Genomic DNA, 12,299 nt, shown 5'->3' on the forward strand with positions numbered 1-12,299 from the left:
GACGGTCAGGGGTGTCTCGGCGCTCAGTCGGTGCCGAACTCCATGGCTGCGGCGTCGAGCGCGAGCTCGTCTTCGCTGTGGACCGCGGGGTTGGCCTCGATCCGCGTCGCGCCGCCGGCCGGCAAGTCACCGAACAGCGTGCCGTGCTCGACGAGCACCTGGCCCTGGTCGAGCGGCTGAGCGGCGTACAGCTCGAGCATCGCGCGGGAGTCGGCGATGTCGAGGTTGCGCATCGTCAGCTGGCCGATCCGGTCCGTCGGCCCGAACACGGCGTTCTCCGTACGCTCCATCGAGAGCTTCTCCGGGTGGTACGAGAACGTGGAGCCCTGCGTGTCCAGGATCGAGTAGTCCTCGCCCCGCCGCAGTCGCAGCGTCACGTCGCCGGTGACGACCGAGGCGATCCAGCGTTGGACCGACTCCCGCAGCATCATCGCCTGCGGGTCGAGCCACCGACCTTCGTACATCAGCCGACCGAGGCGACGGCCGTGCTGGTGGAAGTTGGCGATCGTGTCCTCGTTGTGGATCGCGTTGACGAGCCGTTCGTACGCGATGTGCAGCAGGGCCATGCCCGGCGCCTCGTAGATGCCCCGGCTCTTGGCCTCGATGATGCGGTTCTCGATCTGGTCGGACATGCCGAGGCCGTGGCGACCACCGATCGTGTTCGCCTCATGGACGAGGGCGACCGGGTCACCGTCGAACGTCGAGCCGTTGATCGCGACCGGGCGACCGGCTTCGAACGAGACCGTGACGTCCTCGGTCGCGATCTCGACCTCGGAGTCCCAGAACTTGACGCCCATGATGGGTTCGACCGACTCGAGGGACGTGTCGAGGTGCTCGAGGGTCTTCGCCTCGTGCGTCGCGCCCCAGATGTTGGCGTCGGTCGAGTAGGCCTTCTCCTGGCTGTCCCGGTAGGGCAGGTTGCGCTCGGTGAGCCACTGGCTCATCTCGTGGCGGCCACCCAGCTCGTGCACGAAGTCAGCGTCGAGCCACGGCTTGTAGATGCGCAGCTCGGGGTTCGCGAGGAGTCCGTAGCGGTAGAACCGCTCGATGTCGTTGCCCTTGAAGGTCGAGCCGTCGCCCCAGATGTCGACCCCGTCCTCGTGCATCGCCCGGACGAGCAGGGTGCCGGTGACGGCCCGGCCCAGCGGAGTCGTGTTGAAGTACGTCCGGCCGGCCGACCTGATGTGGAACGCCCCGCACGCGAGCGCGGCCAGCCCCTCCTCCACGAGCGGGCGCTTGCAGTCGATCGAGCGCGCCAGCTCAGCGCCGTACTCCATCGCCCGCCCCGGGATGCCGGAGATGTCGGGCTCGTCGTACTGGCCGATGTCGGCGGTGTACGTGCACGGGATCGCGCCCTTGTCGCGCATCCAGGCAACGGCTACGGAGGTGTCGAGACCACCGGAGAAGGCAATTCCGACGCGTTCGCCGACGGGCAGGGTCGTGAGGACTTTGGACATGCCTCACATTCTTGCATACTTCTGCAATTTCTTGCATTCGGGGTCGAGTCGCTGATTTCCCGCGGAGCGGGCAAAGTTCGCCCCTAGGATGCAAGCCATGCGGATCCTCCTGCGCGTCTTCGCGCTCGTCGTGGCCGCCGGGGTGTTGTTCATCCCCGCGCTGGCGGCGCTGGTTCCGACGACGGAGACCTCGACCGGGCCCGATCCCGTACGCATCTCTGACTACACCGCCAACTATGTCGTGACCGCCGACGGCGACCTGGTCGCCAAGGAGCAGATCACCGCCGAGTTCCCGGGCGGCCGCCACGGCATCTTCCGCTTCTGGGACCTTGCCGATCCATCGGACAAGAGCGTCCGGCTCATCCCCAAGGGTGTGAAGGTCCAGCTCGACGGCGGGGGCGTCCCGTTCGACATGCAGTGGCAGAAGGGCCGGCACTTCCGGGTCGCCAAGATCGGCGACCCGGACTCGTTCGTCACGCCGGGCACGCACGTCTACACGATCACCTACCGGATCGACGGCGCCCTCGCGCCGAGCACGGCCGGTCCGGGCACGTTCGCGTCGTCCAGCTGGACCGACAAGCAGCCTGCTGAGTCGGTGTTCTACTGGAACGTCGTCGCGCAGGGCTGGCAGATGGACATCGACAAGTCCACGGTCCACATCACGCTGCCCGTGGAGTCCGGCAAGGTGCAGTGCACCTCGAGCTTCGACGGCAGCGGCACGTGTGACATCAGCGGCGCCGGCACCGATCAGGTCACGATCAGGACCGATCACCTGTCGCCCCGCACGCCGGTGACGGTGCGCATCGGCCTGCCGATCAAGACGCCCGACCGGGTCACCGTGCCGTGGCCGGTCGCCGCCGATCGCGCACTCGGCACGAGCACCAGTGCTCTCGGCGTCGTCCTCGCCATCACGCTGGGACTGATGGCCTTCGGCTACTACCTCGACCGGCGCTCACGTGAAGAGGCGCCGGGGACCCCCGTCATGTATGAGCCGCCGCCCGGCCTAGGACCGGTCCAGACGGCCTACGTCACGACCGAGACCGTGCCCCGCCGTGGTCTCGTGTCGACGTTGCTCTACCAGGCCGAGCAGGGACTCACGACCCTCACGGACAACGGCAGCAAGTCGTGGACCATCACGGGCGTCGGCGACGCAGAGGCCTGGGCCAAGACCGACGACGTCACCCGGGCCGTCGGCGAGTCGCTCGGAGTCACGCAACCCGGCGCGCACTTCAAGTCGAGTCCGGACTCCGTGACCTCGGGCCAGAAGCTCCAGTCCGTCCGCAGCGCACTCGCGGGTCAGACCAGCGCCTGGGCGGACGGCATCGGTGCCCAACGCAGGGTCGGTTCGGAGACACTCTCACGGCTCGCCGTCGGTGCTGCGGTCCTGTTGTTCCTGGGCATGGCGATCTTCATCCGTCCGCCCGTCTCGATGTACCTGCTGCCCATCGCGGGATTCGTCATCGGCGGCATCGGACTCATGAGCACCGGCGTCGGCCGGCGTCGTACGACCCTCGGTCGAGACCTGTGGTCTCGCGCGGCCGGCTTCAAGCGTCTCCTGTCGACCGACTCCGCGCAGGACCGTTTCGACTTCAGCGGCAGGAAGGACCTCTACACGGCCTTCATCCCGTACGCCGTCGCCTTCGACTGCGCCGACCGCTGGGCTCGCAAGTACCAGCTCGCGACGGGGTCCGAGCCGCCCGTCCCGACCTGGTACGGCGGCGGCTCGACCTCGACCACGGGTCACGGCTTCTTCGGCAGCAACGATGCCTTCTCCGGATTTGAATCCTCGCTGGCCTCCTCGATCAGCGCCTACTCAGCCACGCAGTCGTCGTCATCCTCGGGTGGCGGCGGTGGTGGTGGCGGAGGGGGCGGCGGTGGAGGCGGCGGTGGCGGCGGTTCCTGGTAGCCCTGCATCACTCACTCACCCAACGAGGAGAACTCATGATCTGGATCATCCTGGCGGTCGTCGTCGTGCTCGCGCTGTTCACCGTCTACGCCTTCAACCGCCTGCGTCGCGTCGACATCGGCGCGCAGGAGGCGCTCGGCGGGATCGACGTCCAGCTGACCCGGCGTGCCGATCTCATCCCCAACCTGGTCAACACGGTCAAGGGCTACGCGCAGCACGAGAAGGGTGTCTTCGAGGCGGTCACCGAAGCACGAGCGGGTGCCGCGGCGGCAGCAAAGGGCGGCTCGGTGAAGGAGAAGGCCGAGGCGCAGGCCAGACTCGACAAGGCGATCATCGATGTCCTCGCGGTCGCCGAGGCGTACCCCGACCTCAAGGCATCAGCCAACTTCCAGTCGCTGCAGGCCGAGCTCGCGGACACCGAGAACAAGATCTCGTTCGCCCGCCAGTTCTACAACGACGCCGTCGCGAAGCTCAACAGCCTCGTGCGCACGATCCCCTGGCTGCTGTTCACCGGCATCGCGGGCGTTCACGCGCGAGAGTTCTACGACGCCCCCGAGGGCCAGGAGACCCCGCCGACTGTCACCTTCTGACCCCTCACGCTGACGAGTCACTCCCGTTGCCCTGAGGAGTCACTCGCCACGTGGTGAGTGACTCGTCGGTGCACGGTCAGTGACTCGTCAGCGCACGGTCAGTGACTCGTCAGCGGGATCAGGTGCGGAGGGTGGCGCCGAGTGATCCCGCGGCCGTGACGGCCGATTCGCGCGCTGCCTTGATCTCGTCATCCGTCAGCGTGCGGTCGGGAGCCCGGAGGCGCAGGGCGAACGCCAGCGACTTCTTGCCCTCAGGAACCTGGTCGCCGGAGTAGACGTCGAACAGGCGCACCGACTCGATCAGCGGGCTCGCCCCCGACAGGACCTTCTGCACCGAGGCGGCTGGAACCTCGCCGTCGACGATCAGGGCGAGGTCCTCCTTGGCCACCGGGAACGACGAGAAGTCCGGGCGCGGCCCGATCTCGGGTGACGCCTCGATCAGCGCGTCGAGGTCGATCTCGGCCGCGACGACGCGAGCAGGCAGCCCGTACGCCTTGAGGACGCGCGGGTGCAGCTCACCGGCATGGCCGATCGGCACGCCCCCGAGGAGGATCGCCGCGCATCGACCGGGGTGCCACGGCATGACGTGCGCCTGCTGCACCTCGATCTCGACATGCAGGTCCTCGGCGAGGTGCTGCACGATCGCCACCGCGTCGGCCCACGACGCCTGGCGTCCAGGTCCGGCCCAACCGGTGCGCACGCGCTCGCCGCTCATGACCAGGCCCACATGGTGCGGTTGGTCGGGCAACGCCGCGGCGAACGCGGCGATCTCTTCGTCTGTCGGGCGGCGGTCGACACCATAGATCGGCGCCTCGGCCTCGTCCGACTTCGGCAGGAACACCCGCCCGGTCTCGGCGATGTGCACGTCGGAGTGACCGCGGCCGATGTTGAGCACGAGGCTCTTGAGCAGACCCGTGAGCAGGGTCGTCGTCAGGCCCGGCTCCTCTGCGGACAGCGGGTTCTCCAGCAGGACCTGACGGCGTCGGAGGTCGTCGGCGGCCAGGCCCAGACGGTCGAAGTCGGCTGTCCCGGCGAACGGGAACGTCTTGACCTCGACCAGACCGTCGCCCGCGAGGATGTTGCCGACCCGGCGCCGCAGCTTCTGTGCGACGGTCAGGCCGCGCCCAGCTGGGGCGGTCGGCAGGATCGACGGCACCTTGTCGTAGCCGACGACGCGGAGCACCTCTTCGACGAGATCATTCGGATCGTTGAGGTCGAAACGCCAGCTCGGCGGCGTCGCCGACAGGACGTCGTGGTCCAGGGCGACGTCGCACCCGTTGCCCTCGAGCGCCTCCACGACCGTCGCAGCGTCGATCTCGACGCCGGAGACCCGCGTCGGCAGGTGGATCGACATCTCGACCGCAGGGCGTGGCGATGCGGTGCCCACCACGGTGAGGCCGTCCTCGATCGTGCCGCCGCCGAGCTCAGCGAGCAGCTCCGCGACCCGCTGAGTCGCACGGGCAGGGAGCTCGGGGTCGACACCGCGCTCATAGCGCTTCGACGCCTCGGACGGCAGCTTGTGCAGGCGGGCCGTGCGCGCGATCATCGGCGCCTTCCAGTGCGCCGCCTCGATGAGGATGTCGGTAGTCGTGGCCGAGAGCTCGGTCTCCGCACCACCCATGACGCCGGCCAGGCTGATCGGTCCGCGATCGTCCGTCACCACCGTGTCATCGGTGGAAAGCGTACGCACGACGCCGTCGAGCGTCGTGATCTTCTCGCCCTCGGTGGCCCACCGGACGACGATCGGGCCCTGCAGGCTCGACAGGTCGAAGCCGTGGATCGGGTGGCCGAGCTCGAGCATGACGTAGTTGGTGATGTCGACCGCCAGCGAGATCGACCGCATCCCGGCCTGCTCGATGCGCCGCGCCATCCAGCGCGGTGTGGGACGGGTGGGGTCGAAGCCGGTGACCGCCCTGGCCGCGAAGACGGGGCACGCCTCGGCGTCCTCGACACGTACGGGATAACCCTCCCCCACGCCGGTCAGCTCGATGTCGGCCGGATCGGTGAACTCCAGCCCGTACGCCAGCGCGGTGTCACGTCCGACGCCGCGCATCGACAGCGCGTAGCCGCGGTCGGGATTGACCTCGAGGTCGAGGACCTCATCGCCGAGGCCCAGCAGTGCGATCGCGTCGTCGCCCGGCGTCGCCGAGTCGGCGTCGAGCACGATGATCCCGCTCGCGTCGCCGGCCTGGCCGAGCTCCGCGCTCGAGCAGATCATGCCGTCCGACACGTGGCCGTACGTCTTGCGGGCCGTGATCTCGAAGCCGAGGGCCGGCAGGACCGTGCCCGGCAGCGAGACGACGACGAGGTCGCCCTCGACGAAGTTGTGGGCACCGCACACGATGCCGCGGGCGCCGTCAGCGTCGTTGTGCTCCGGGCCGACGTCGACGCGGCACCAGTTGATCGTCTTGCCGTTCTTCTGCGGCTCCTTGACGATCGACAGCACTCGCCCGACGACGAGCGGACCGCTGATGCCGGACGAGATGATCTCCTCGAGCTTGAGGTCGAACTCGGTCAGGCGAGCCGCCAGCTGCTCGGTCGTGACGTCGTCGGGGAGCTTGACGAGCTCCCGCAGCCAACTAACTGGAACCTTCACAGCTCAACTCCGAATGGCTGGGTGAAACGGATGTCGCCATCGAACAGGTCGCGCAGGTCCGCGATGTCGTAGCGGGACGTGATCGTGCGGTCGATGCCGATGCCGAACGCGAACCCGGAGTAGCGCTCCGGGTCGACGCCACACGCGATCAGCACGCGGGGGTTGACCACACCGCAGCCGCCCCACTCGACCCAGCCCTCGCCCTTGCACGTACGGCAGTCGGCGACAGCGTCCGGCTCGTTGTGGCACACGTAGCAGAGCAGGTCCATCTCGGCGCTCGGCTCGGTGAACGGGAAGTAGGACGGCCGGAACCGGGTCGTCATGCCGTCGCCGTAGATCGCCTGGGCGAAGTGGTCGAGCGTGCCCTTGAGGTGGCCCATCGAGAGGCCCTCGTCGATCGCGAGGCCCTCGACCTGGTGGAACACCGGCGAGTGGGTGGCATCGAGCTCGTCAGTGCGGAAGACCCGACCCGGGCATGCGATGTAGATCGGCGGTTTGCGGGTCAGCATCGTGCGCGCCTGCACGGGTGAGGTGTGGGTGCGCAGCACCATCGCCGCGCGCTCGGGGGTGACCCAGAACGTGTCCTGCATCGTGCGGGCGGGGTGGTCCGGTCCCAGGTTGAGCGCGTCGAAGTTGAGCCACTCGGCCTCGACCTCAGGACCCTCGGCGATCTCCCAGCCCATCGCGACGAAGATGTCGGCGATGTGCTCCGACAGCGTCGTGATCGGGTGCCGGGCGCCGACCGGCTGCACGTCCCACGGCAGCGTCACGTCGACGGCCTCGGTGACCAGGGCGCGCTCCTCCTCGGCGGCCTCGACCTCGGCGGTCTTGGCCGTCAGCGCCTGGTTGATCGCTCCCCTGGCCTGGCCGACCCGCTGACCGGCCTCCTTGCGCGCCTGTGGCGGCAAGGCGCCGATCTCCCGGTTGGCCAGTGCCAACGGGGAGCGGTCGCCGACGTGCTCGATGCGCACCTGCTTCAGGTCATCGAGCGTCTCGGCGGCAGCAATCGCGGCCAGCGCCTCGTCGCGCATGCGCTCGACCTCTTCGGCGTGCAACGGGGTGACCTCCACAGGGTCGTACGAGGAATTGGGCGCGGACACAGCAGACCTGACTTTCGATGGCTCGGTTCCCGGAGACGTCGGGACCACGGTGGTCAGTCTAGTGAAGGCGCTTGATCAGTCGGTCATCGTGTCGGGCTCGTTGATCGGGAACCACGCCCGTATGAGCGCCCCGCCGCCCTCGGCGTCCGAGATGTCGATCTTGCCGCCGTGCTCCACGACGATGCCCCGCACGATGTACATGCCGAGGCCACTGCCCGCCCCGGGGCCGGCGCGCCAGAATCGGCTGAACACGCGCTGGCGCATTTCCTCAGGGATGCCGGGCCCGTTGTCGTGCACCTCGAGCGAGACGCCGCCCTCCTGGCCAGCAGGCTGCGTGTTCTGCACGACGATCTCGCGCAGCCCGAACCCGTGGCGCATCGCGTTCTCGACGAGGTTCGTGACGACCTGCATGATGCGATCACTGTCGCCCCAGATCAGGTCGAGGTCGTCGCCGATGCTGATCTCGAACGGCTCCGCTGCACCACCCGACACATTCGTGAGGACGTGCCGGACGATCTCGTCGAGCTTGACCGGTCCGCGTTTGAGGGTCAGGCGGCCTGCATCGATGCGTGCGGCGTCGAGCAGCTCCGTGATGAGCCGGCTCAGGCGGTCCGCGTCGGCGTCGACGGTCTCGAGCATGAACTGGCGCTGCTCCTCGGAGAACTTGTCCCACTTGGTGAGCAGCGTCGAGGTGAAACCCTTGATGCCGGTCAGCGGCGAGCGGAGCTCGTGCGCCACGGTGGCGACGAGGTCCGAGCGCTCACGGTCGCGCTGGTTGCGGATGCGGGCGTTGCGGACGCTCACGACGACGCGGCGGACCGGGCCTGCCGGCCGCTCGCGCACCAGCGAGGCGGTGATGAGGTACTCACTGCCCTTGGGCGACCACCAGGCCTGCTCGGAGATCCGCTTGCGGGTCGCAATGCCGTCGTATGGACGCGTCGTGTCGTACCAGGAGTTGCCGTTGAGATCGTCGAACGGAACGGCTTCGTTGAGGTGCATACCGATCATCTCGTCGCCCTCGGCGCGCGCCATGACCCGGATTCGCTCGTTGACGTACAGGACCCTGGCGTCGGGGCCGGCAATGATGATGCCGTCCGGGAAGTCGTCGAGGTCCATGAAGCCTGAATGTAGTACCAAAGGACTAGATGAGACGACTCAACTCGGCAACTTTCAACCAGTTGCGCGAGCGCGCGCGGATGCGTAGAGGCACACGGCTGCGGCGGTCGCCAGGTTGAGGCTCTCGGCCCGGCCATAGATCGGCACCGAGACGACCCGGTCGGCGAGGTCGCGGGTCTCGGCTGGCAGGCCCCAAGCCTCGTTGCCCATGAGCCACGCCGTCGGTTGCGACAGGTCGAGGCCGTCGTTGAACAGGCTCACATCTCCCCCGCCGTCAGCGGCCAGCACCTGCAGGCCCAGACCGCGCAACCGGCTCAGCGTGCCCGGTGTGTCGCGCTCGGTCACGACGGGCAGGTGGAAGATGCTGCCGACCGTCGCGCGTACGGACTTGGGGTTGTAGGGATCGACGCTGTCGCCGGCGAACACGACACCGTGCGCCCCGGCGGCATCGGCGCACCGGATGACCGCGCCGGCGTTGCCGGGATCGCGGATGTCGGCACACACGACGAGAAACGTCGGTGTGGTGGCCAGCAGCGACTCGAACGAGGCCTCCGGGATGCGGCACCTCGCCACGACACCTTGGGGCTGGACCGTGTCGGCTATCGACTCGACGACGTCATCGGTCACGACGTGCCACGGGACGTCAGCTGCCTGCGCCGCTTCCGCCAGGTCGCGGTGCTGCGCAGTGCCGGCCTCCGTCGCGAAGACCTCGACCGTCGCACCAGGCACGGTGAGCGCCTCGCGTACGGCCTGGGGGCCCTCGGCGAGGAACTCGCCGGTCTCGGCCCGGAATGCACGAGTGGCGAGCCGCCGGGTGTGCTTTACACGTCCTGAACGGACGGTGAGCTCACCGGGCAGGCTCGCCACTACGTAGGAGGAGCCGCGGTCAGGCCGCGGCGCCGTCCTTGGGTGCGTTGACGTCGGCCGGAAGGTTGTCCTTCGCGGTCTGGACGAGCGCGGAGAACGCGGCGGGCTCGTGAACAGCGAGCTCGGCGAGGATCTTGCGGTCGACCTCGACACCCGCGGCCTTGAGGCCCTGGATGAAGCGGTTGTAGGTCATGCCCTCGGCGCGGACGGCAGCATTGATGCGCTGGATCCAGAGACGACGGAAGTCGCCCTTCTTGGCCTTGCGGTCACGGTAGCTGTAGACCAGCGAGTGAGTGACCTGCTCCTTGGCCTTGCGGTAGAGCCGCGAACGCTGACCGCGGTAGCCCGCAGCGCGCTCCAATGTCTGGCGGCGCTTCTTCTGTGCATTGACAGAGCGCTTGACGCGTGCCATCTCAGTTCTCCTTCAAAGTTTTCGGTATGTCGGGGGGCGTCGGTCAGAGACCGAGCATCTTCTTCACGCGCTTGACGTCAGCCTTGGCGACGTCGGTCGAACCTTCGAGACGGCGCTTGCGCGAGGAGGACTTGACCTCGAGCAGGTGGCGGCGGTTGGTCTGCTCCCGGCGCAGCTTGCCGCTGCCGGTGACCTTCACGCGCTTCTTCATCCCCGAGTGGGGCTTGAACTTCGGCATTTATGCCTCCATGTCTGGGTCGAGGTTCTCAGAACGCCGACGTGGCTTCTTGGGTGTTGCTGTCTTCTGGGCGGCTTCGCGGTGTGCCTTGACCTCGGCGGCCTCGGCATCCTTCTCAGCGGCCTTGGCTGCGGTGGTCTTGACCTTCTCGGCCTTGACCTCTGCCTGGGCCTCTGACTTCTTCTTGTGCGGGCCGAGCACCATCGTCATGTTGCGTCCGTCCTGACGAGCGTTGGACTCGATGAATCCGAGATCCTCGACGTCAGCGGCGAGCCGCTGCAGCAGCCGGTAGCCCAGCTCGGGGCGGTGCTGCTCACGACCGCGGAACATGATGGTGATCTTGACCTTGTCGCCAGCCTTGAGGAATCGGACGACGTGACCCTTTTTGGTGTCGTAGTCGTGCTGGTCGATCTTCGGACGCAACTTCATCTCTTTGATGATGGTGTTGGTCTGGTTGCGGCGGGACTCGCGTGCCTTCTGAGCGGTCTCGTACTTGAACTTTCCGTAGTCCATGAGACGGCAGACGGGCGGGCGAGCGGTCGGAGCCACCTCGACAAGATCGAGATCAGCTTCCGCTGCCAGTCGTAGGGCATCTTCGATACGGACGATGCCCACCTGTTCACCGCCAGGACCGACGAGGCGTACTTCGGGAACGCGGATTCGGTCGTTGACGCGCAGCTCTGTGGTGATGGATCCTCCTGAGATCGTGTGGGAGGCCAAGAAAAAATGGCCCCCGTACGAAACGGAAGCCACCAGTGGCGTATTCCCGTGGGAATGACGCCGTCGGCCGGTTCGTCAAGCTCAGGAACCGGCGTAACCCCAAGGTCGAGGACCAAGCAGGTGGGAGGTGGACCTCCACTTCGTCCTCAAGGATATCAGCGACGACGTTCCATTGTGAAATCAAAGGGTTTGCCTCGCCGAAACATGCACGACGCCGACGCGAAAACTCAGCGCGTCAGGCTGGCACCATGTTGTGGCGCATCCGTACGACACTGGCCGACCGACCGGGCATCCTGGCGGAGATCGCGCTGGCCTGCGGGCGCTCGGACGTCAACATCCTCGGCATGCAGGTCTTCCCCACGAGCCCGCGGGTGACCGACGAGTTCATCGTCAGCGCGCCGGACGGATGGGGCGACGTCCAGCTGGCCGAGCTGTTCGAGGAGGCCGGGGGCTCACAGGTGTCGGCGACGCGGGTCACTGACGACTCCCTGATCGACACCCCGACGCGATACCTGCACGGCGTGCACCAGGTGCTCGAAGAGGGCCGCGATGCCGAAGAGGTGCTGCGCGAGCTGCTCGAGACCGAGCCACCGGACGTCGCCGACTACCGCGGGCACGACGTTCTCGACCTGACCCGCCGCAACGGATCGGTGCTGCGCATCAGCCGGGCGATCCCGTTCACGGCAGTCGAGCGGGCACGCGCTCAGGCCTTGCTGTCGCTGGTGAGCGATGCCGGCTTCGAGACCCCGTTGATCTCCCCCTCCCCGCGCCACCAGGTGCCCATGGTGCGCGAGGCGACCTTGGCCGACATCGAGGCCGTGTCCGCCCTGCACGAACGCTGCAGCGTGGAGACGCTCTACAACCGCTACCAAGTGCCCCTGCGGATGCCCATGACGACGCGAATGGCTCGCCGCCTGGTGGCCCCCGAGGCCGGCGTGGCGCTCATCGCACAGGTCGGGCTCGACGTGGTGGGCCACGGTCTGCTCGAATCGGTCGAGACGGTCTGGACGTTCCAGCTCCTCATCGAGGACGCCTGGCAGGGCCAGGGCCTCGGCACGATGCTGGTCAAGCAGGCGGCCAGCCGGGCCAAGTCACACGGCGCTGCCCGTCTCACGTTCATCACGGAGGGCTCCAACGACAAGCTCCTGCGGACCGTCGGCAATGCCGGGTTCGTCGCCCGCGTCGAGCGGCACGACGGCAACGTGCACATCACGGTGCCGCTGTCAGCCGTACGCTCAACAGCCGCCGGCTGAACCGCCGAGATTTGGATCACGTTGCACCACGATCGAACGAGAGG

General features: G+C 67.7%; 11 protein-coding genes. 3 read left to right on the plus strand and 8 right to left on the minus strand.

Going from position 1 to position 12,299, the window contains the following annotated elements:
• Window positions 1–23 precede the first annotated feature (23 nt).
• Window positions 24–1,457: an argininosuccinate synthase gene (gene argG, locus AC1DVU_RS14110; protein ID WP_476923086.1), complete on the minus strand. Its 1,434-nt coding sequence runs from the start codon at window positions 1,455–1,457 to the stop codon at window positions 24–26.
• A 97-nt stretch (window positions 1,458–1,554) separates the two neighbouring features.
• Between argG and AC1DVU_RS14115 the strand changes: the two genes are divergently transcribed.
• Together AC1DVU_RS14115 and AC1DVU_RS14120 are read left to right on the plus strand one after the other, a co-directional pair.
• A complete protein-coding gene (locus AC1DVU_RS14115; RefSeq protein ID WP_476923087.1) occupies window positions 1,555–3,363 on the plus strand; it encodes a DUF2207 domain-containing protein in 1,809 nt (602 codons plus the stop codon).
• A gap of 35 nt (window positions 3,364–3,398) precedes the next feature.
• Complete coding sequence (locus tag AC1DVU_RS14120; protein ID WP_476923088.1) at window positions 3,399–3,953, plus strand: LemA family protein; 555 nt, start codon at window positions 3,399–3,401, stop codon at window positions 3,951–3,953.
• Window positions 3,954–4,071: 118 nt separating this feature from the next.
• Here AC1DVU_RS14120 and pheT read toward each other — a convergent pair whose 3' ends face one another.
• From pheT to infC, 7 genes are all read right to left on the minus strand, one after another.
• Window positions 4,072–6,549 (minus strand): phenylalanine--tRNA ligase subunit beta, encoded by a 2,478-nt coding sequence (pheT, locus tag AC1DVU_RS14125; protein ID WP_476923089.1) that lies wholly within the window; start codon window positions 6,547–6,549, stop codon window positions 4,072–4,074.
• Entirely contained in the window at window positions 6,546–7,649 is a 1,104-nt protein-coding gene (pheS, locus tag AC1DVU_RS14130; protein ID WP_476923090.1) for a phenylalanine--tRNA ligase subunit alpha, read from the minus strand. Before pheS ends, pheT begins: the two co-directional genes overlap by 4 nt.
• Before the next feature lie 75 nt (window positions 7,650–7,724).
• Window positions 7,725–8,765 (minus strand): sensor histidine kinase, encoded by a 1,041-nt coding sequence (locus AC1DVU_RS14135; RefSeq protein ID WP_476923091.1) that lies wholly within the window; start codon window positions 8,763–8,765, stop codon window positions 7,725–7,727.
• Between the two features lie 54 nt (window positions 8,766–8,819).
• The gene (locus AC1DVU_RS14140) at window positions 8,820–9,632 is read right to left on the minus strand and encodes a TrmH family RNA methyltransferase (RefSeq protein ID WP_476923092.1); all 813 of its coding nucleotides are present in this window, start codon (window positions 9,630–9,632) and stop codon (window positions 8,820–8,822) included.
• Between the two features lie 19 nt (window positions 9,633–9,651).
• Entirely contained in the window at window positions 9,652–10,044 is a 393-nt protein-coding gene (gene rplT / locus AC1DVU_RS14145; RefSeq protein WP_056214223.1) for a 50S ribosomal protein L20, read from the minus strand.
• A gap of 43 nt (window positions 10,045–10,087) precedes the next feature.
• A complete protein-coding gene (gene rpmI / locus AC1DVU_RS14150) occupies window positions 10,088–10,282 on the minus strand; it encodes a 50S ribosomal protein L35 (RefSeq protein WP_056214226.1) in 195 nt (64 codons plus the stop codon).
• Window positions 10,283–11,035 carry a translation initiation factor IF-3 gene (infC, locus tag AC1DVU_RS14155; RefSeq protein WP_476923093.1) on the minus strand — a complete coding sequence of 251 codons (753 nt, stop codon included), beginning with the start codon at window positions 11,033–11,035 and terminating at the stop codon, window positions 10,283–10,285.
• A gap of 215 nt (window positions 11,036–11,250) precedes the next feature.
• Here infC and AC1DVU_RS14160 point away from each other — a divergent pair, with 215 nt between their 5' ends.
• Window positions 11,251–12,255, plus strand: a complete 1,005-nt coding sequence (locus tag AC1DVU_RS14160) for a GNAT family N-acetyltransferase (protein ID WP_476923094.1) — start codon at window positions 11,251–11,253, stop codon at window positions 12,253–12,255.
• Window positions 12,256–12,299 lie beyond the last annotated feature (44 nt).

The sequence above is a fragment of the Aeromicrobium sp. P2_G6 genome (assembly GCF_056403535.1).